This window comes from Flavobacterium johnsoniae, assembly GCF_001879205.1.
Lineage (GTDB): Bacteria > Bacteroidota > Bacteroidia > Flavobacteriales > Flavobacteriaceae > Flavobacterium > Flavobacterium johnsoniae_A.
In genome coordinates this window covers 542,720-563,731 of sequence record NZ_MLFK01000007.1, presented here as the reverse complement: position 1 = coordinate 563,731, position 21,012 = coordinate 542,720, and the positions used below count along the sequence as shown (strand labels likewise).

At 34.3% G+C, this 21,012-nt stretch carries 20 protein-coding genes and 2 pseudogenes; 17 read left to right on the top strand and 5 right to left on the bottom strand.

All coding sequences use genetic code 11. The features are described from left to right. Positions 1-54 precede the first annotated feature (54 nt). From BKM63_RS14055 to BKM63_RS14045, 3 genes are all read left to right on the top strand, one after another. Positions 55-747, top strand: a complete 693-nt coding sequence (locus tag BKM63_RS14055) for a DUF421 domain-containing protein (RefSeq protein ID WP_071637192.1) — start codon at positions 55-57, stop codon at positions 745-747. Between the two features lie 95 nt (positions 748-842). Continuing rightward, positions 843-1,301: a pantetheine-phosphate adenylyltransferase gene (gene coaD / locus BKM63_RS14050; protein WP_071637191.1), complete on the top strand. Its 459-nt coding sequence runs from the start codon at positions 843-845 to the stop codon at positions 1,299-1,301. Between the two features lie 95 nt (positions 1,302-1,396). After that, complete coding sequence (locus tag BKM63_RS14045) at positions 1,397-1,975, top strand: PhnA domain-containing protein (protein WP_071637190.1); 579 nt, start codon at positions 1,397-1,399, stop codon at positions 1,973-1,975. Positions 1,976-2,128: 153 nt separating this feature from the next. Here the strand turns inward: BKM63_RS14045 and BKM63_RS14040 are convergent, their stop codons facing one another. Both BKM63_RS14040 and BKM63_RS14035 read right to left on the bottom strand, forming a co-directional pair. After that, positions 2,129-2,575 (bottom strand): hypothetical protein, encoded by a 447-nt coding sequence (locus tag BKM63_RS14040; RefSeq protein WP_071637189.1) that lies wholly within the window; start codon positions 2,573-2,575, stop codon positions 2,129-2,131. A gap of 176 nt (positions 2,576-2,751) precedes the next feature. Next, positions 2,752-4,113: pseudogene (locus BKM63_RS14035) on the bottom strand (DEAD/DEAH box helicase). A 277-nt stretch (positions 4,114-4,390) separates the two neighbouring features. On the opposite strand from BKM63_RS14035, the gene BKM63_RS14030 reads away from it, so the two are divergent. From BKM63_RS14030 to BKM63_RS14020, 3 genes are all read left to right on the top strand, one after another. Further along, the gene (locus BKM63_RS14030; protein WP_071637188.1) at positions 4,391-6,118 is read left to right on the top strand and encodes a M14 family metallopeptidase; all 1,728 of its coding nucleotides are present in this window, start codon (positions 4,391-4,393) and stop codon (positions 6,116-6,118) included. Positions 6,119-6,304: 186 nt separating this feature from the next. Beyond that, positions 6,305-6,535, top strand: coding sequence for a DUF4287 domain-containing protein (locus BKM63_RS14025; RefSeq protein WP_071637187.1), 231 nt, complete (start codon positions 6,305-6,307; stop codon positions 6,533-6,535). A gap of 45 nt (positions 6,536-6,580) precedes the next feature. Continuing rightward, positions 6,581-7,030 carry a GNAT family N-acetyltransferase gene (locus BKM63_RS14020; RefSeq protein WP_071637186.1) on the top strand — a complete coding sequence of 150 codons (450 nt, stop codon included), beginning with the start codon at positions 6,581-6,583 and terminating at the stop codon, positions 7,028-7,030. A gap of 161 nt (positions 7,031-7,191) precedes the next feature. Here the strand turns inward: BKM63_RS14020 and BKM63_RS14015 are convergent. Further along, positions 7,192-7,844 (bottom strand): annotated as a pseudogene (locus BKM63_RS14015) (NUDIX hydrolase). Positions 7,845-7,851: 7 nt separating this feature from the next. Between BKM63_RS14015 and pyrE the strand changes: the two are divergent. Next, positions 7,852-8,496 (top strand): orotate phosphoribosyltransferase, encoded by a 645-nt coding sequence (gene pyrE / locus BKM63_RS14010; RefSeq protein ID WP_071637185.1) that lies wholly within the window; start codon positions 7,852-7,854, stop codon positions 8,494-8,496. 170 nt (positions 8,497-8,666) lie between these two features. Next, entirely contained in the window at positions 8,667-9,059 is a 393-nt protein-coding gene (locus BKM63_RS14005; RefSeq protein WP_071637184.1) for an orotate phosphoribosyltransferase, read from the top strand. Between the two features lie 122 nt (positions 9,060-9,181). On the opposite strand, the gene BKM63_RS14000 is transcribed toward BKM63_RS14005, so the two are convergent. Further along, positions 9,182-9,910 (bottom strand): biotin--[acetyl-CoA-carboxylase] ligase, encoded by a 729-nt coding sequence (locus tag BKM63_RS14000; RefSeq protein ID WP_071637183.1) that lies wholly within the window; start codon positions 9,908-9,910, stop codon positions 9,182-9,184. Between the two features lie 92 nt (positions 9,911-10,002). Between BKM63_RS14000 and rsfS the strand changes: the two genes are divergently transcribed. From rsfS to BKM63_RS13965, 7 genes are all read left to right on the top strand, one after another. Beyond that, positions 10,003-10,374, top strand: a complete 372-nt coding sequence (gene rsfS / locus BKM63_RS13995) for a ribosome silencing factor (RefSeq protein ID WP_012024667.1) — start codon at positions 10,003-10,005, stop codon at positions 10,372-10,374. Positions 10,375-10,391: 17 nt separating this feature from the next. Next, positions 10,392-12,317: an ATP-dependent zinc metalloprotease FtsH gene (ftsH, locus tag BKM63_RS13990; RefSeq protein ID WP_071637182.1), complete on the top strand. Its 1,926-nt coding sequence runs from the start codon at positions 10,392-10,394 to the stop codon at positions 12,315-12,317. 116 nt (positions 12,318-12,433) lie between these two features. Further along, the gene (locus BKM63_RS13985) at positions 12,434-13,039 is read left to right on the top strand and encodes a lactate utilization protein B/C (RefSeq protein WP_071637181.1); all 606 of its coding nucleotides are present in this window, start codon (positions 12,434-12,436) and stop codon (positions 13,037-13,039) included. Position 13,040: 1 nt separating this feature from the next. After that, positions 13,041-13,931, top strand: a complete 891-nt coding sequence (locus BKM63_RS13980) for a phosphatidate cytidylyltransferase (protein ID WP_071637180.1) — start codon at positions 13,041-13,043, stop codon at positions 13,929-13,931. Next, the gene (locus tag BKM63_RS13975; RefSeq protein WP_071637179.1) at positions 13,921-14,574 is read left to right on the top strand and encodes a phosphatidylserine decarboxylase family protein; all 654 of its coding nucleotides are present in this window, start codon (positions 13,921-13,923) and stop codon (positions 14,572-14,574) included. Before BKM63_RS13980 ends, BKM63_RS13975 begins: the two co-directional genes overlap by 11 nt. After that, positions 14,575-14,844, top strand: coding sequence for an acyl-CoA-binding protein (locus BKM63_RS13970; protein WP_071637178.1), 270 nt, complete (start codon positions 14,575-14,577; stop codon positions 14,842-14,844). It abuts the gene before it with no gap. 9 nt (positions 14,845-14,853) lie between these two features. Continuing rightward, a complete protein-coding gene (locus BKM63_RS13965; RefSeq protein WP_071637177.1) occupies positions 14,854-15,636 on the top strand; it encodes a superoxide dismutase in 783 nt (260 codons plus the stop codon). Positions 15,637-15,697: 61 nt separating this feature from the next. On the opposite strand, the gene BKM63_RS13960 is transcribed toward BKM63_RS13965, so the two are convergent. Beyond that, the gene (locus BKM63_RS13960; RefSeq protein ID WP_071637176.1) at positions 15,698-17,569 is read right to left on the bottom strand and encodes an alpha-amylase family protein; all 1,872 of its coding nucleotides are present in this window, start codon (positions 17,567-17,569) and stop codon (positions 15,698-15,700) included. 286 nt (positions 17,570-17,855) lie between these two features. On the opposite strand from BKM63_RS13960, the gene BKM63_RS13955 reads away from it, so the two are divergent. Continuing rightward, positions 17,856-19,526, top strand: coding sequence for an OstA-like protein (locus BKM63_RS13955; RefSeq protein WP_071637175.1), 1,671 nt, complete (start codon positions 17,856-17,858; stop codon positions 19,524-19,526). A gap of 167 nt (positions 19,527-19,693) precedes the next feature. Further along, the gene (locus tag BKM63_RS13950; RefSeq protein WP_071637174.1) at positions 19,694-20,887 is read left to right on the top strand and encodes an aspartate aminotransferase family protein; all 1,194 of its coding nucleotides are present in this window, start codon (positions 19,694-19,696) and stop codon (positions 20,885-20,887) included. Positions 20,888-21,012: the final 125 nt, after the last annotated feature.

Below are 21,012 nucleotides of genomic sequence, written 5' to 3'. Positions count from 1 at the left end.
GAGAAGTCAAATCCTTAGAACCTTATAATCTCAGAACCTCAGTAACTAAAAAAAATGAAAGAAATCTTCGAATGGAATAGATTATTTTTTAACGAACTTCCAGAAGTTTTCCTTCTGGAGGTAATATTTCGTTCAACAGTAATGTTCACGATTTTACTGCTCACCTTAAAATTAGCAGGTAAAAGAGGTGTCAAACAGTTATCAATTTTCGAAACTGTAATTATTATTGCACTTGGTTCTGCCGCCGGCGATCCAATGTTTTATGAAGATGTGGGAATTGTGCCTGCAGCGATTGTTTTTCTGGTTATCATTATTTTGTACCGCACCGTAACCTGGCTTACCGGAAAAAGCAAAAGATTCGAAGAGTTTATAGAAGGCAAAACAGAATGTCTTATAAATGACGGAAAATTTTCGGTATCAAGTTTCAAAAAAGAAACCCTGGCCCAAGATGAATTTTTCTCTGAACTTCGCGTAAAATCAATAGAACATTTAGGACAAGTAAAACATGCCTTTATAGAACCCAGCGGTGAAATAAGCGTCTTTTTTTATGAAGATAATGAAGTAAAATACGGATTACCTATTCTTCCTGCCCTGTTCAATAAAAAAAGTAAAACAGTCTCGGAAGACGGCATTCACGCCTGTACTTTCTGCGGCCATACACAGGAACTCAAAAAAGGAACCGCAAAATGCGAAATCTGCAAAAAAGAAGAATGGGTCGAAGCGATAAATACTAAAAGAATAACTTAAAATAAACACCAAATTCCAAAAAGCAGAGCTTTGGCCAATTTCAGGTACTTTGCACTTTGTGCCTTTGCAGCTTTGAACCTTAAAAAGAAAATAAAATGCGAAAAGCAATATTCCCGGGATCATTTGACCCTATTACACTTGGGCACGAAGATATTATCAAAAGAGGAATTTCGTTATTTGATGAAATCGTAATCGCTATTGGTGTCAATGCCGAAAAAAAATACATGTTTTCATTAGAAGAAAGAAAACGTTTTATCGAAGAAACTTTCAAAGACGAACCTAAAATTTCGGTTATAACTTATGAAGGATTAACAATAGATTTAGCCAAAAAACAAAAAGCAAATTTCATTTTAAGAGGTCTGCGCAACCCTGCGGATTTCGAATTCGAAAAAGCCATTGCACATACCAACAGGCGTCTTTCTAAAATCGAAACTGTATTTTTATTAACTGCTGCAAAAACGTCATATATCAGTTCGAGCATTGTTCGCGACGTATTGCGAAATGGCGGTGAATACGAAATGCTGGTTCCGGATGCGGTTAGGGTAAAAAAGTAAACATCAGCAATGACATGCCAAAAACTACGCAGTCATAAATTTGCCAGCGAAGCAAATTATAAGTAATTTCGCATTTTTAAAACAAACAATAAATAATGAGTATCGAAAGAGAATTAAGCAAACGAAGCGGATCTAAATGTGAACTTTGCGGCAACGAAGAAAACCTAAAAGTATATCAAGTACTGCCAACTCAAAAAGGTGGTATTGACGAAGCTATATTAGCCTGTAATACCTGTATTGACCAAATTGAGAATCCGGACAACGTCGATTTAAATCACTGGAGATGTCTTAACGACAGCATGTGGAATGAGAATATTCCGGTTCAGGTTGTAGCATGGAGAATGCTGAGTCGTTTGCGCGCTGCAGGATGGCCTCAGGAATTGCTTGATATGATGTATTTAGACGAAGATACACTGGCATGGGCACAAGCAACCGGTGAAGGCGAAGATGACGAAAATAAACTGGTTCACCGCGACAGTAATGGCGTAGTATTGCAACACGGAGATTCTGTTGTTTTAATTAAAGACCTTAAAGTAAAAGGTTCCAGCATGGTTGCCAAACAAGGAACTGCAGTTAGAAATATTCGTTTAGATCATGAAAACGCTGAATACATCGAAGGAAAAGTAGACGGACAGCAGATTGTGATTATTACGCAGTATGTAAAGAAAATATAATTTTAATAAGGTTCAAAGAAACAAAGATGCAAACAGACAAAGTTAATTTTAGCTAAAAAGAAACCTTTGCCCCTTTTACCCTCTGAACCATAAAAAAAGAGAGGCTGTTCAGTTATTGAACAGCCTCTCTTTTTTTTATTTCTGATAATAAAATTATTTCTGGAATAATTTATTAATTTGATCTTTAACTAATGGCTCAGAAACACTATTTGTTGCAGCATCTCTATCTTTACTAGAAACCATAAACTGAACTGTAGATTTGTCCGGAACAACATTTCCTGTATAGTGCAGCCAAATATAGTTGTTTGGCAATTCTAATTTGATATCATACAACGGACTAGCTGTAAAACCACCCATGATGATGTTGTAAAGATTTGTATAATCGTTATTCAGATTTTTAAAAGAAAATTTTCTCAAAGGAGAAGAATCATCATCGTTTAAAATACTTGTATAGTACACAGTATACTCGTCTCCAATTTTCTGAATGTAGTTGTTATTTACTTTTCCTAATTTCTCAACTGGAACTGTCTCAAGAACTTTGATTTGTGCAAACGAAACAAAACTAAAGAACAAAATGGCAATGGTAATAATCTTTTTCATAATGAATTTGGGGTTACAATTTTACTGCAACAAAAAAACACAGAAATATTGAAAAAACACCTATCAATTCATTATTTTTTTAACATAAAATTGTTAATCTTCTTCAATAAATTATAAAAAACTGATATACAGAAACATAAATCAAAAACCTAACTCTTTACAACTATCTTACAAGACTAAAATTTCTTATTTTTCTCTTCTTCTTTCTTAATTACATTACGGGCAACTTCAATTTTAAACTTTTTACCCTTCATTTTCTCCTCTTTAATATTCTTCAAAAGTTCTTTCACTTTCCCGAATTTTACCGCTGCAAATGAAACAAAATCTTTTACTTCAATAAGTCCTAAATCATCTTTTTCAAGTTTTCCTTTTTGAGAAAAGAAACCAACGATATCAAATTTATTCAGTTTGGTCTTTTTTCCACCGCTTATATATATGGTTTGAAATTCTGGTGGTTTTGGTAAAGAATTTACATTTTTCACATCCAAAACTTCCATGTTATAATCGATATAATCCAATTTTTTTTCACTTTCGTGAACAATAATATACGCTGTTCCTGTTGCCTGCATACGTGCTGTACGCCCATTACGATGTGTAAATTCATCTTCTTTTAAAGGCAGATGATAATGAATTACGTGTTTCATTTCCGGAATATCCAATCCCCTTGCAGCAAGATCTGTCGTGATGAGGTAACTGATACTTCCGTTTCTAAATTGAATTAAAGCACGTTCACGCTCATCCTGATCCATTCCTCCGTGATAATAGGTGGCGTAGATTCCTTTTTCATTTAAAGTGTCGCTGATACGTTCTGCCGCATCACGATGGTTACAAAATATAATAGCCGACTGCGATTTCAGCGAACAAACCAAATTGAACAAACTTTCTAGCTTATCTTTTGAAGGCTACAAAACCATTTTCATCGAAAGATTTGCTTTCTCTTCTTCTTCCGGAATAAAATCTAAAACCGTTGGGTTTACAACTCTGGTATATTTTGGAATTTCGATATCAGAGGTAGCCGAAACCAAAACTCGTTTGTTTACTTTTGGTAATCTTCCAATAATAAAAGACATCTGTTCATGAAACCCTAATTGAAGTGATTTATCAAATTCATCTAAGATTAAAGTCTGAATTTTATCGGTTCTAAAAGTATCTCTGTCAATATGATCCGCAATTCTTCCGGGCGTTCCAATTAAAACTGCCGGAGGATTGCTTAAATTCTTAATTTCAGTATCAATCGAGTGTCCGCCGTAACAAATATTTACTTTGTACTGCGTTCCCATTTTCTTCCAAACCTGTTCAATCTGCAGTCCAAGTTCGCGCGAAGGAACTAAAATTAAACACTGAACCGATAATATTTCAGGCTGTAATAATTCTAAAACCGGAAGCAAAAAAGCCAGCGTTTTTCCAGATCCCGTTGGAGAAAGCAGTAAAACATTATTATCGTTCAGGATAGCGTCTTGTGCTGCATCCTGCATTTCGTTCAGGCTCTCAATACCTAAATTCGAAAGTATATTATTGGAATGGTGATTTTTATTCATTTTGCAAAAGTAATTAAAAGTTGTTTCAAGTTTCAGGTTTTCTTTTGTTTCAAGTTTAATACAATTTACCGCAAAGAGCGCAAGGTTTACGCAATGTTCGCAAAATTTTACCCACAGAGCTTTGCGGACTTATATTTTTTTTATAAACCTCAGGTAGTAAAAACCTTGCGCTCTTTGCGGTAAAATGCCAAAGTTGTTCTACCCTCAATTCAAAATTGAAATTAGAAACCTAAAACAAATAAACTTTATATTTGACTTTTCTATTAAAACCAAAATCATGAAACTCTTAACCCTTTTCATTTCAGTTTTTACAATCTCGATCTTTGCTCAAAACAATAAAAAATACGATACGTTTTTTGAGAAAGGAAACGGAAATCAATCGGCTTCATATCATGAAACTATTACTTATTTTAAGCTTTTGGCTCATGATTTCCCAACGATTCAAATTAAAGAAATGGGATTAACCGATTCCGGAGAACCTTTGCACATGGTGACTTTTAATCCTGATAAAAATTTTGATTTTGAGAAAATCCAGAAAACCAAAGCGGTTCTTTTTGTCAATAACGGAATCCACGCCGGAGAACCTGATGGAATCGACGCAACAATGCAATTTTACAGAGACCTGGCAATTGGCAAACTGAAAGCACCTAAAAATACTGTTTTAGTAACCATTCCGGTTTATAATATTGGCGGTGCCTTAAACCGAAATTCGACAACAAGAGCTAATCAGGACGGACCAGAAATTTACGGTTTTAGAGGTAATGCGAGAAACTACGATTTGAATCGCGATATGATGAAATCTGACACAAGAAACACCAAAAGTTTTGTTGAGATTTTTCAGAAAATAAATGCCGATGTTTTTATTGATAATCACGTAAGCAACGGTTCTGATTATCAATACAAACTGACTTATATTATGACACAGCATAATAAATTGGGAACTGTTTTGGGCGATTTTCTAAATAACGAAATGATGCCGGCACTGGTAAAAGATTTACAAAAAAAGAAAATCGAAACTACGCCTTATGTAGATTCATTTAAGGATACTCCAGACAAAGGTTTTGGGCAGTTTGTAGATAGTCCGCGATATACAACGGGCTATACTTCGCTGTTTAATACAATTGGTTTTGTGGTTGAAACGCACATGCTGAAAAAATATGCAGAACGTGTAAAAATGACGTATGAATACATGAAATCGACCATCGATTTTACCGATGCGAATTATCAAAAGATAAAAGATTTAAGAGCAAAGAATTTACAACAATATCAGCCTAAAAAATCTTATACTTTGAAATGGGAATTAGACAGCACAAAAGCTACTACTTTTTCATTTTTAGGCTATGAAGCAGGTTACAAGAAAAGCGACGCAACAACAGGAAATCGTTTGTATTACGACAGAAACAAACCATACAAAAAAAACGTTCCGTATATCAAAGAATTCAAATCAGTAAAAGACGTTGTTATTCCATCTGCTTATATCATTCCGCGTGGTTATTGGAATATTATTGACCTTTTAAAGAACAATAACATTAGTTTTTCACAACTTAAAAATGATACCATCATTGAAGTAGAAAGCTATAAAATTGCCGATTTTAAAACTGTTCCGTCTGCATACGAAGGACACTATTTACATCGAAATACAACAGTAACTTCTAAAATGGTTAAAATGGCTTTCGCCAAAGGTGATTATCTCGTTCCAACAAGTCAAAAAGGTGTAAAATATCTTCTAGAAGCTTTTGAACCAGAAGGTGTTGACTCTTTCTTTAACTGGAATTTCTTCGATCCTATTTTACAGCAAAAAGAACATTACTCAGAATATATTTTTGAAGATACTGCAGCGAATCTCTTAAAAGAAAATCCAGCTTTAAAAGCAGAATTAGAAACCAAAAAACAAAACGACCGCGAATTTGCAAAAAATGCTGAAGCACAGTTAAATTGGATTTACAAGAATTCTGTTTATTATGAAAAGGCGCATATGCAGTATCCTGTTTATCGGGTTTTGTAGTCTTTTACATTCAAAATGAGCTGAACTTTTTTGATTTATAGTGTTTTCTAAAAGCACTAATTTCAAAAAGGTCACGAGTAGAACTTTGTCAAATTTTGAAAGTTAACTAAAGAACCTAAAGACTTAAAAACCTATTATATTTAAAATTTGTATTTTAGACTTACTTAACTATTAAAATATTATTTTATGTCATTTCAGGGATACTTAAAAACAATTAGAGAAAAAACAGGAAATGGTCCGGCTGAGTTTAGAACTCTGGCAGAACAAAAAGGATTTACCGCCGAAGGAAAGCTAAAGCCTGAAGTAAAAGCCGGAGATATTGTAAACTGGCTTAAAAATGATTTTGACTTAGGCCAAGGACATTCAATGGCAATTTATGCATTACTTAAAGGCATAAAAAATGAAGATAGTGAATAAAGAGTGTAAACAATTAAGTTTTGCACTCTAAAATTTAAAACCGAAATGAGAATAATTTCAGTAAGGGAAAACCCTGAATATAAAGATAAAACGATTGAATATTTACAAAATAGCTGGTCTGAAATATTACCAATTATTTATGAAGACTGTATTAAACACAGCATAAATGCGAAAGACTCTTTGCCGCAATGGTATTTATTAGAAAATAACGGTGAGATTATTGGCTGTGCGGGACTTATTACAAATGACTTTATTAGCAGAATGGACTTATATCCTTGGATTTGCGCTATTTTTATAGAGGAGAAACACAGGGGAAACAGTTATAGCCAAATATTAATTGAAAAAGCCAAAGAAGATTCTAAAAATGCTGGATTTAAAAACTTATATCTGTGTACTGATCATATTGGGCTTTACGAAAAATTTGGTTTTAACTACATTGGGCAAGGTTATCACCCTTGGGAAGAAGAATCCCGAATTTATCAGATAGACTTGTAAATTAAAAATAAAATTTGCCAAACGAATCTACAAAGTACGGCTTCGCGTGAGGGATAGAAGCAAGCTGCCGAAGCAGCGCGGATAGCCCGACAGCAATAAAAAAAGACCCAATGAACGCAAAGTTGATTGGGTCTTTTTTTTATTGGTGGCACGCCCTAATATTAATTATCGGAATTGGGCCCTGATCGATACGGAACAGGCGGTGCCGTCTTTTCTGTCGGAATTTCTTCCTCTTCAAATAATAATTTGATGTTTTCGTAGGAGTTTTTAAGGGCTTCTTTAATTTGTTCCGGGTTTAACCAGGCTACTTTTTCTATTCCTTCTTCAATTTGTCCTTTTGGTGTTCCTTCAAAATCAGAATGCATTTCGAACCAATGCGTGATTTTGAGTTTGTATTTTCCGTTGCGTTTGAAAATATGATACGTTTTTTGAAGCTTGTTTGTGATTCGGAGTTGGTTTACGCCTGTTTCTTCCTCTACTTCGCGCATTGCAGTCGCTTCAATGTCCTCACCTTTCTCGATTCCGCCCTTAGGCAAATCCCATTTTCCGTTTCTGAAGATAAATAAAACCTCTCCTTTTTTATTGTACACGAAACCTCCGCCGGCTTTATTTACCGGAATTTTGGCCTTGAGGGTTTTCATTATTTCACTTTCGTCGGGATGATATAAAATAGCTTTTTGAATTTTATTTTGAAAAATTTTCACTATAAGCTGTTCGATATCAATACTCTCCAACAAGAACAATTGAAAATCTGTTTCCTTTGAGATTTCATTTGTCAAAAAAGTGGTTTGTCGTTCACAAAAACTTTATACATTTGTACTATGATTTTTAATAAAGATACTGCCGAAAAAACAGCCGAATTGCTTTTGCAAATAAATGCAATTAAATTGAATCCCGAAAATCCTTTTACATGGGCTTCTGGTTGGAAATCTCCTATTTATTGCGATAATAGGTTAATTCTTTCATTTCCGAGCATCCGAAACTACGTTCGTGATGAGTTTGCGAAAAATATTGAAAAACAATTTGGAAAACCTGATGTCATTGCCGGTGTTGCTACTGGAGCCATTGGAGTAGGAATTTTGGTTGCCGAAAGCCTTGGACTTCCATTTGTATATGTGCGACCTGAACCAAAAAAACACGGAAGACAAAATCAAGTTGAAGGTTTTTTACAAAAAGGCCAGAATGTTGTGGTTGTTGAAGATTTAATCAGCACTGGAAAAAGCAGTTTGATGGCTGTAGAAGCTTTAAGAAGCGAAGGTGCAAATATTAAAGGTATGGCCGCCATTTTTACTTATGGTTTTGGTGTTGCCGAGGAAAACTTCAAAGAGGCTAATATCGATTTGTTTACCTTAAGCAATTATGAGAATTTATTGGATTTAGCGGTTCAGAAACAATACATTACCGAAGATCAGCAGTCGACTTTGCTTGAATGGAACGAAAGTCCGTCGACTTGGGGGCAGGAATAATTTTAGATTTTAAAAGATCGCTGTGCTCTTTTTTGGATTTTGAAATTTATCCCGAGACTTCAGTATTGGAGGCTAATTTGATCTGGCATTGTGAACTTAGCGTTTTGTAAAACCTTGTATATAAAAAAACTTAGCGCAATTTGCGGTAAAAACAAAAAAATAAAAAACATATGAACTTAGAAAGTCCAAAAGTTACTGTTCAGAAATCAGCTCAAGATTTATTTGATCAATTGACTGATGTTAAGAATTTTGAAAAATTAATGCCGGATAACATTGCTAAATTTGAAGTAACCGGAGAAGACTCTTTTATTTTTGGATTAAAAGGCATGCCGGAAATCAAACTAAAGATGAAAGATAAAACGGCTCCAAATAAAATTGTTTTGGGTGCTGCAAGCGATAAACTTCCGTTTACTTTAGTTTCAAATATTGACAGCATATCTGATTCAGAAAGCGCTGTTCAATTATTCTTTGAAGGCGAATTCAACGCGATGATGGCCATGATGGTTAAAGGTCCTATCAGTAAGTTCATTGAAACTTTAGCAAACAATATGAATAAACTTTAATAATGATAAATTATTAATTGTAAATGATAAATAAAAAGTCCAATCTAACGATTGGACTTTTTTTGTTCTTTCATTCTGCAAAAAAACTTAGCATCTCAGCTCCTCAGAACCGTAGCATCTTTCTAATAAAGCATCTGTATCTCTTTAATCTCAAATTCTGAAACCGAATCATCTTCCAGTAAAACCTGTAATTTTCCAACAGGAGAAACACCTTGAATGATTCCCATAAAATTATTGCCTTCCAGGTTTTTAAAAGGCATGGGAATACCTTTCCTAAATAGAGAATTAAAATAATCTTCCCAAAAAACAGAGACTTCATTTTGCCATAATTCCGTTTTCTCCTTTATTTTTTCAGCTATTAAAATTGTCAGTTCATTTTTATCAAAAGTTCTTCCACAAATAACGGCCAAAGAGGAACCTCTGGGCAGTTCTTCAAAATTAGTTTGATTGACATTTAGTCCAATCCCGACAACTGACACGATTCTGCCATCACTTTTGAGAGTATTTTCTATAAGTATGCCACCAATTTTCTTATTGTATGACATTATGTCGTTTGGCCATTTTATACATAAATCAGGAATATTTAACGATTTTAAAACGTCCAGAACCGATAAAGAAACTACAATACTGAGGTTAAAAACCTGTTCGTTATCAAACAGAAAATCTTTCACCAAAACACTCATAATTAAGTTTTTACCTGTCTCAGACTTCCACTTCGCCCCCATTTGTCCTTTGCCTTTTGTCTGATTTTCAGCCGTTACCACCGTAAAATTCTCTAGTTCATCCTGGCTTGACAATGATTTTAGGAAATCATTTGTAGAATCTATGGCATCGAGTTTGATTAGTTTCATTAAATAATTGAAATAACTTAATTTAATATTTTGTTAAGGTTCAAAAATAATCACAAAATTTGGTAACTTTACAAATTCATATAAAATAATTCATGGCGAAAAAGACTATTAATAATGATGTTCTATTGGCGAACATAATCAAAGGGATTGAGGAAGTAAAAGGAAATGATATTGACATTCTTGACTTAAGAGATATAGACACAGCAGTTTGTGACTATTTTGTCATTTGCAACGGTAGCTCAAATACCCAAGTTAACGCCATTGTAAACTCAATTCAAAAAACAGTTTCTAAAGATTTAAAAGACAAACCATGGCACGTAGAAGGAACCGATAACGCAGAATGGGTTCTTATGGATTATGTGCATATCGTGGTACACGTTTTCCAGAAACACATTCGCGAATACTATAATATCGAAAGCCTTTGGGGTGACGCCAAAATAACTACAATCGAAAACAAATACTAAAAGAAAAATTTTTCTAAATGGCTAAAGATAATAATCCAAATCCGAGTAAATTTAAAATAAGTCCCTGGTTAATATATACCGCAATACTTTTAGTTTTTTTATTTATAAGTTTTGCAACCGGTGGATCTAACTTAAGCGAACCTGCTCAATTGACCTCTTCTAAATTCAATGTATTATTAGAAAAAGGACAAATTGAAAAAGTAATCGTTTACAATAAAGCTGAAGCTGAGGTTTACTTAACTCAGGCGGCGCTTAAAGATGCAGCAAACAAAAAAGTTGCTAAAGATATTTTTGAAAGACCAAATAAAGGACCGCACTATACTTTAGAAATCGGTAACGACCAGATCTTTCAAACTAAACTGGAAAAAGCAGTTGGTGAAGGCAAACTGAAAGACTTCAACTTTCTTCAAAAAAACAATTGGAGCGATATTTTAATCAGCTTACTTCCTATCATCATTATTATTGGTGTATGGATTTTCATTATGCGTAAAATGTCTGGCGGAGGCGCTGGCGGAGGCGGACAAATTTTCAACATTGGAAAATCTAAAGCTAAACTTTTTGATGAAAAAACAGATATCAAAACTACTTTTAAAGATGTAGCTGGTTTAGAAGGCGCAAAAGAAGAAATTCAGGAAATTGTTGAATTCCTTAAAAATCCTGAAAAATATACTAATCTTGGAGGTAAAATTCCAAAAGGAGCTTTACTTGTTGGACCTCCGGGAACTGGTAAAACATTATTAGCAAAAGCTGTTGCAGGCGAAGCTCAGGTTCCGTTTTTCTCTTTATCAGGTTCTGATTTCGTAGAAATGTTTGTGGGAGTTGGTGCATCTCGTGTGCGTGACTTGTTTAAACAGGCTAAAGAAAAATCGCCGGCAATTATCTTTATTGATGAAATTGACGCTGTTGGTAGAGCACGTGGAAAAAGCAATATGTCTGGCGGAAACGACGAAAGAGAAAACACTTTGAATCAATTACTGACAGAAATGGATGGTTTTGGTACAAACTCAAATGTAATTGTTTTAGCAGCAACAAATAGAGCTGATGTTTTAGATAAAGCTTTAATGCGTGCCGGACGTTTTGACAGACAAATCTTTGTTGACTTACCGGATATTCGCGAGAGAGCAGAAATCTTCCAAGTACACTTAAAACCAATTAAAAAAGTTGAAGGTCTTGATTTGGATTTCTTAGCAAAACAAACCCCAGGTTTCTCTGGTGCTGATATTGCCAACGTTTGTAACGAAGCCGCTTTAATTGCTGCCCGTAATAACAAACCTGCAGTGGACAGACAAGATTTCCTTGATGCCGTTGACAGAATTATTGGTGGTCTTGAAAAGAAAAATAAAATCATTACTCCAGACGAGAAAAGGGCAATTGCAATTCACGAAGCTGGTCATGCTACTGTAAGCTGGATGTTAGAGCACGCTGCGCCGCTTATTAAAGTAACTATCGTACCTCGTGGACAAAGTTTAGGTGCTGCATGGTATTTACCAGAAGAGAGACAAATCGTAAGAACAGATCAAATGTTAGACGAAATGTGTGCTACTATGGGTGGTAGAGCTGCTGAAAAGGTAACTTTTGACAGAATTTCGACTGGTGCATTAAGCGATTTAGAAAAAGTAACGCGTCAGGCTCGTGCTATGGTAACTATTTACGGTTTGAATGAAAAAATTGGAAATGTTACGTATTACGATTCAACAGGACAAAGCGAATACAATTTCTCAAAACCATATTCGGATGAAACTGCAAAAATTATTGACAAAGAAATTTCAGAATTAATTGAAGGTCAATACCAAAGAGCTATTCAGATTCTTGAAGAAAATAAAGACAAACTAAATCAACTTGCTGATATATTGATTGAAAAAGAAGTTATTTTTAAAGATGACTTAGAAACAATTTTCGGAAAACGTACTTTTGACAAAAATTTAGAAGAGGTGGTTTCGTAAATCTATCAGTAAATATGTAATATTTTTTAAAATCTTAATTCAAAATACCCTTTTGAATTAAGATTTTTTTATCTTTGAACGTTTTCAATTAACATGTAAAGTATTTCATATAAAAAATGAATTTTTTCAAAAAAATATTTGGTTCCAGCGAATCTGCTTCTGACGAAGAACACGAAAGTGAATACGCAGGAACTCCTGCTCCAAACAGTCATTTGTCATTAGATGAACAATTCATCTTTAATTTCAAAAAAAATGGCGGTAAATTTTTGTACTGTGAAAACAGCCAGGAAGTTGCAGAACAATTCGAAAATATTTTAGAAGAAAACGATTGGTTCGAAAATGAAGTTTTATGTTACGAACCGGCTCTTTTTAGTTTGTTAGAAGAAAACAAATTATTTTACATCGCCCCTTCTAAACCTAAATTTTTATTAGCAAGCTGCGAAAATCTAATTGCAGATGAAGGTTCTATTTTGTTTTCATCAAAACAAATCAGGCAAAACAAACCAAATGATTTACCGGCAAATATTGTTATAATTGCCACGACAAGTCAAATACTCCCAATGAAAAGTGATGGTCTAAGTGCCATAAAACGCAAATACGAAAGAGATATACCAACTAATATCACTACAATAAAATATTTCGAAAAAGCAAAAGAAGAAGATTTTACCCAATACGGAAGTGTTGCCAAAAACCTTTATTTACTGCTCTTAGAAGATCTTTAAGATGAATGAAACGCTTAAGAGAACCATTTCTGGTGCTGTTTATATTGCTCTGTTATTAAGTTCAATCCTGTTTTCTACCGAAAGCTTTATCATTCTTTTTGGTATTTTTCTAATCATCACAATCTACGAATTTTCGAATTTAGTAAGCCTAAATAAAATCTTTTCGATTCTTTTTGGCACTTTACTCTACTCTTCAGTTGTATTGGTAAGCCATTACAATAAAGAAACAACCGCATATTTAAACAATACTTTTAATACCAATCTTGATTTAGAAACCAATATCCAGCAATTAGATCTTGTCCTTCTTGCCATAACTATTGTGGTATCTATTAAATGCATATTGTTCTTATTTTACGATTCAGTTCAAAAAGTAAGCATTTCATCGAAATACTTATATCTACTGGGATATATTACACTTCCTTTCCTATTTATTGTCAAAATTTCCTTTGGAACAAATGATTACAACCCAAAGATCATTATTGGTTTATTTGTACTAATCTGGACAAATGATACATTTGCTTATCTGGTTGGAAAATCTATTGGAAAACATAAATTATTCGAACGTGTTTCTCCTAAAAAAACAATAGAAGGTTTTCTGGGAGGTATGGTTTTCGCCGCATTTGCAGGTTTTTTAATTTCAAAACTATACATACAGCCTAATCCGGCTTTTAGCAGTAAATCTATCTTAATTTGGACTATTATTGCCTTAATCGTAAGTGTTTTTGGAACGATTGGAGATTTAATCGAATCTAAATTTAAAAGAATTGCCGGAGTAAAAGACAGCGGCTCGATTATGCCGGGACACGGAGGTATACTAGATCGATTAGATAGTGTTATATTTGTAGCACCAATTATATTTTTATTTTATCAAATTTTATATTATGTTTCATAAAGAAGGAGCCCCATCTATTTTATTAGGAACAGTTTTTACTGTTGCCGTACTTGTAATTGCTGATAGATTTATTGATATCAATTGGCTGAGAATGCTTGTTCAGATAGCAGCGCTATTGGTTCTGATTATTATTTTACAATTTTTTAGAAATCCAAAAAGAATTGCCGTTAGAAACAGCGATCATATTCTTGCTCCGGTTGATGGGAAAGTAGTAGTAATTGAAGAAGTTTACGAAGGTGAATATTTTAAAGACAAACGTTTACAAGTTTCTATCTTTATGTCTCCTATCAACGTGCACGTTACTCGTTATGCAATGGACGGAATTATTAAATTCAGTAAATACCACCCTGGAAAATTTCTAGTAGCATGGCACCCAAAAGCAAGTGAAGAAAACGAAAGAACAACAGTTGTAATCGAAAACGATACTTTTGGCGCAGTACTTTACAGACAAATTGCAGGTGCTCTGGCACGCAGAATTGTAAATTATGCTCAGGAAGGAATGCAGGTTATCCAAGGTACAGATGCAGGTTTTATTAAATTTGGATCGAGAGTAGATTTATTTTTACCTTTAGGTACACCAATTAATGTTGCTTTAAATCAAAAAGCAATTGGAGGAAAAACTATTATTGCTACAAAAGCTTAAATGGCTCAAAAAGATTTAGATACTCGTTTTTCTGAGGCTGTAGAAATCGCAATGAATATGACTCAGGCCTCACTGCCTCAAGATGTGCAGTTAAGACTTTATGCCTATTACAAACAGGCTACATTTGGAACAGCTGTGTACAATCAATCTGAGAATTTTGATTTAAGAGATGCTTTTAAAACAAATGCCTGGATGCAGATTAGTCATATATCAATCGACGAAGCCAAGGAGAATTACATCGAAATTATTAATTCACTAACAGCAAAATAAATTAAGATTATGAAGAAAAACATTGTTCGATTCAGCATTTTAGCTTCATTTTTACTATTATTTTCTTGTAATGATAACAATAAGCTGACCGAAGTTGTAGAAGTACCGCTGCCTACCAAAGAAGAAAAAATTGTAATTGGATCACCAAACGATGTAAAAGCAGATCCGGGTTCGTTTGAACTTACAAAACTGCCTTTTGCTTACGATGCGTTAAGTCCGGCTTTACGATCATTAACTTTAGAAACTCATTATTCTAAACATTATGTGTCGTATACTAATGCTTTTAATAAAGAAATTGTTTCGACTGAGTTTGAAAATATGCCCATTGAGGACATTTTAAAAAAAATGCCTCTTACTAATTTGAAACTTCGTCAGAATGCGGGTGGATATTACAATCATACCTTGTATTTTAATATTTTAACTCCAAAAGAGCAAACTCCAAAAGATACACTGGCAGGTTCTATTAATAAAGAATTTGGTTCTTTTAATAACCTTACCAATCAATTTAAAGGTCAGGCGGAAAAACAGTTTGGTTCTGGCTGGGTTTGGTTAGTTGTAGACCGATATGGAAAACTTCAAATTACAACAACTGAAAATCAAGACAATCCGTTAATGAAAAATGCCTTAATCCCGGGAACGCCTATTTTAGGTATTGACTTATGGGAACATGCTTATTATCTCGATTATCAAAACAGGAAAGGAAGTTATATTGATGCTTTTTACGAACATATTAATTGGGAAAAAGTAAACGAATATTATGTTGAAGCCCTCAAAAAGGTCAAAAAAGTATAAAATAAAAAAAGCTGATACAAAATTGTATCAGCTTTTTTTTATTGATGCAGATTCTTATATTCTATTTCAACTCAAAAATAAACGATTCTGAAGGCAGTATTTTAACTCTTGCAGTGCCTTCTCCATTATTCACTGTTAATCTAACTGAATTCTTTTGGTACAATTGATCTGTAAGCTTATACTCTCCATCTTTTAAATTCCATTTTGAAATAATATCCGCCGGAATTTTTAAGTCAAACTCACTTGTTTTTTCCGAAGAAAAATTGGCCGTCACAATTATTTTTTGATTTTCTGACCATCGGACAAAAGAATAAATAAGCTCATCATATCCTGAATTATTTTGACGATTTACAGACTGAATTTCTTGAAATTGTCCCATTAAAGCCGGACTTTTTATAGAGAAATTCAATAATCGCCTGTAAAAGTCACGTAATTGCTTTTCCGATTCAGACAATTGTCCGCCATCAAACTTTCCTCCGTTCATCCATCTTTGATGATTTGGAACTCCGATATAATCAAAAATTGAAGTTCTGGAATGTGTTCCAAAACCAGCATTTTCATTTCCGGCCTCTCCTACTTCCTGTCCGAAATAAACCATGGTTGGCGATGTACTTAAAGTTGTCGAAACTACCATTAAAGGTTTTCCTCTTTCAGGTGTTCCTGCAAATTCAGGCGAAGCCAAACGCTGCTCATCATGATTGTCTAAAAAATGAAGCATATGATGTTCGATATCTGCCATTCCTTTTTGAATGTCTGATAATCCATCAGGAGACGATTTCCCTCTGATAATATCTTTTAGTTTATCGTATGTTTCAACTTTATCATATAAATAATCCATTTTCCCTAAACGAATATAATTGCGATATTCATTAGGATTATAAACTTCTGCCAGCAAAAATGCATCTGGATTTTTCATTTTAACCGCAGAGTTCATATAACTCCAAAATTCATACGGAACCATTTCGGCCATATCATAACGAAAACCATCAACGCCCTTTGCTGTCCAATACAAAGCAATCGATTTAAACTTCTTCCAGGAATCCGGCACATCTTTGTCCTGCCAAAATGCAAAATGCTCCTGATATGATTTTTGATCAAAACCAGCAGGAAGTTCCGGAAAATCTTTTGTTCCATCAGGACGAATTCCGTAATTTACTTTTACTGTTTCGTACCAGTCATTTTGATCCGGTTTTACTTTTCTGGAACCGTTTCCTGTCCATTTTGCAGGATTCTCATCAAAAAAACCATCAATCATTGGATTTTTTTCTCCATTTAAGGGAATATCTCCATCAGGAATTTCAAAATGAGCCTTCGGAATATAATAGAAATTATTGTTTCTGTCGTATTCAACATTTACATTATCATCGGCACCAAAATCTTTAACGCCTTCCGGATTATTTTTCCCTTCATATTTTCTCGCAATATGGTTTGGAACAATATCTATAATCAATTTCAAACCTGCTTTATGTGTACGTGCAATTAAATCTTCAAATTCCTGAAGTCTGTTTGCAGGGTTTACAGCCAAATCCGGATTTACATTGTAATAATCCTTAACAGCATAAGGAGATCCTGCGCGTCCTTTTACCACTTCGGGATCATCATTCGAAATTCCGAAAGCAGTATAATCCCGAACCAAAGCATGATGAGGCACCCCGGTATACCAAATATAAGTAACCCCCAAATCCTTAATTTCATGAAGTGCTTTATCTGTAAAATCATCAAATTTTCCAACTCCGTTTTCTTCTATTGTTCCCCAAGGTTTGTTGGTTGTATTTTTATTCCCAAACAAACGGGTAAAAACCTGATAGACCACTGCTTTATTTTCTTTTGAATTCGTTGCTTTTACTTCACTCATTTTTAAATCTTTTGTTTTACATCCTGAAAACAACATTGTTACGGCCACTCCCGCAACAATAAATTTACTTTTTATCATAGTTTTTTAAATATAACATATTCTTTTTTGAAATTTAGAACCCAAGGTATCCTCTAAATCCAATTCCTAAATTTACTTTATTTTTTAAAGCGCAAAAGAAACCTTCTTCAATTTGTTTTTCTACATTATCCAAATAGTCAACTACAACGTGGGAGTTCTGGGTTTTGTTGATAAATTATGCGTTCGGGCACTTTCTCATTAACCCGTAAATTTTGAATTATAAATTAATGCTAATAACAATCTAAGGTTGTAACCTTTTTCATAAATTTGACAAAAATTTAATCACTTGAAGAAATTACTCTTTTTTATATTTTGCGGGCTTATTTCAAGCATTCAATTCGCTTTTGCGCAAGCAGCAAAACCAGGTCCAAAACAGATCCACATAGAACATGCTGATAATTTTGAACGAAATGAACCTCTTGTACCGGGAGCAGTGCTTTTGAGCGGAAATGTAAAAGTAGATCATGACGGAATCGTGCTTACCTGCAACAAGGCTTATATTTTTGAAGGAGAAAATTACCTTAAGGCCTTTGGAAATGTACAGTTAGTACAAGGCGATACTTTGTTTTTAAACAGTAAATATGCTGAATACAGCGGTAACCTAAAACAAGCTTTTGCAACCGGAGATGCCGTAATGACTTCTCCTGATGCTACTTTACAAACTGATACAATTCATTTTGATCGTAATATCCAGCAGGCTTATTACAATACAAAAGGTACGATTGTTAACAAAGACAACACTTTGGTAAGTAAATCGGGAAGGTATTTTGCAACCGAAAAAAAGTTTCAGTTCCTGACTGAAGTTACGATTACAAACCCAAAATATGTAATAAAATCAAATCATCTGGATTATTACAGCAATTCGGGACATACATATTTACTTGGCCCGTCAACCATTACAAGTAAAGCCAATTATATTTATACCGAACGGGGCTTTTATGACACCAAGAAAAACCTGGCGCATTTTTTAAGGAAATCATATATAAAATACGACGACAGGCGAATTGAAGGAGATAGTTTATTTTACAATCGAAATACTGAATTTGCTTCGGCAACAAGAAATGTAAAAATTACCGACTCTATAAATAAAGGTATTGTCAAAGGACATTATGCCGAAATTTTCAAATTAAAAGATTCGATGTTTGTAACCAAAAGGGCCGTGGCTATTAATTTAGTTGAAAATGACTCTGTTTATATTCACGGAAAAAAATTGATGGTTACCGGAAAAGAAGGTGAACGAATTTTAAGGGCTTTTAATAATGTTCGTTTCTACAAAACAGATATGAGCGGCAAATGCGATTCGATACATTCCAATTCTAAAACGGCATTGACTAAATTAATTGGAAATCCTATTATTTGGAATGGTGAAAGCCAGATTACCGGAGATATTATGCATTTAATTGGTGATAACAATACCAAAAAATTAGACTCATTAAAAGTCCTCAACAATACTTTTATAATTTCCAAGGATACGCTCGGCACGGGTTATAACCAGGTCAAGGGACTCAATTTGTTTGGGAAATTTAAGGAAGGAAAACTCCATGATGTCGACGTTATTAAAAATACGGAAGTCGTCTATTTTATGCGGAATGACGACAATCAGCTCATTGGAATTAATAAAAATGTGAGCAGTAAAATCAATTTGATTCTGGAAAACAATTTGATCGAAACAATCACATTCTTTAATAAAGTAGATGGCGACATTTATCCCGAAGCCGATTTACCGGAAAACGCCCGAAAACTAAGAGGTTTTATATGGCGAGGTGATGAAAGAATAAAATCTAAAGATGATATTTTTACAGCCGAAGATAATGAACTGAATGAAAAATTAATACAAGAAGGCAAAGACCAGGAAGCGAAAGATAAAGATGTACCTCTGAAAGTAAGAAAAGAGACTTTAAATTACGACAAGAAGAAACCGGCTGCTAAAACAGAGACAAAAGCTAAAAAGAAGTAGTTTTTTTTAGTTTTTAGTATTCAGTCGCATTTTTAAATATTCAGTCGCAGTGTTCAGTCGCAATTTACAGAACCTGAAACAAAAAAACTTCAGCACCTTAGTACCTTTGCTACTTTGAACCTTTAAAAAAAGAACGTAGTACCTTTGCCACTTTGAACCTTAAAGAAATGAATCCAGATTTTATAAAATACCAGGCACAAACGTCTCCATATCCTCTGGGAATGGAGGTTTCACATGCCTTTGGCTCTTATATTTACGATACAAACGATAAAAAATATTTAGATTTTGTTGCCGGAGTTTCGGCTTGTACACTTGGACATCAGCATCCGAGAGTAAACCAGGCAATCAAAGATCAGTTGGACAAATATTCTCACGTAATGGTTTACGGTGAATATTCGCAGAGTCCGGCCGTGCAATATTGCAAATTAATGGCTTCACTCCTGCCGGAATCGCTAAATAAAACCTATTTAGTAAATTCGGGTACAGAAGCTATCGAAGGCGCCTTAAAACTGGCTAAAAGAGTTACAGGTCGCAGCCAGCTTATATCATGCCATAACGCATATCACGGAAACACAATGGGCTCAATGAGCGTTATGGGATTTGAAGAAAGAAAGCAGGCTTTTAGACCCCTTCTTCCGGATGTTGATTTTATCACGTTTAACAACGTAGCCGATCTGGAAAAAATAACGACCAGAACAGCAGCAATACTTCTTGAGACCATTCAGGGTGGTGCAGGATTTATTCAGCCTGAAAATAATTTTCTGCAAAAAGTACGCAAGCGTTGTGACGAAGTTGGCGCCATGATGATTGTAGATGAAATACAGCCTGGATTTGGAAGAACCGGAAAGCTTTTTGGTTTTCAAAACTACGACGTTGTTCCTGATATTGTGGTTATGGGAAAAGGTATGGGAGGCGGCATGCCGGTTGGAGCTTTTACAGCTTCGGCCGAAAAAATGGATCTTTTAACCGAAAATCCAAAATTAGGACATATAACCACTTTTGGAGGGCACCCTGTCATTGCGTCAGCCTGTTTAGCTACTTTGCAGGAATTAACTGAAACAAATTTAATGCAGGAAGCATTAGAGAAGGAAAAACTGTTCAGATCGCTTTTGGTACATCCTTTGATAAAAGAAGTTAGAGGAAAGGGATTAATGCTCGCTGCTATGACCGAAACGGCAGATATAACCAATCAGGTTATTTTAAATTGTCAGGATAAAGGATTAATATTGTTCTGGCTGCTGTTTGAAGGATGCGCGATAAGAATAACACCGCCGTTAACCATTTCTGAAGAAGAAATAAAAGAAGGCTGTGCCATAATTTTAAATGTTATGGACGAAATACTGAAAAAAGAACAAGCTTAATAAGAATCAAATTAATCTTTTAAATTTCAAAAGATTAGAATTAAAATTAGAATATAAATTCTAGCCATATTGTTAATTAAATTGTTCAAAACAATTAATTTTCCCTCCCCACATCAATTATATGG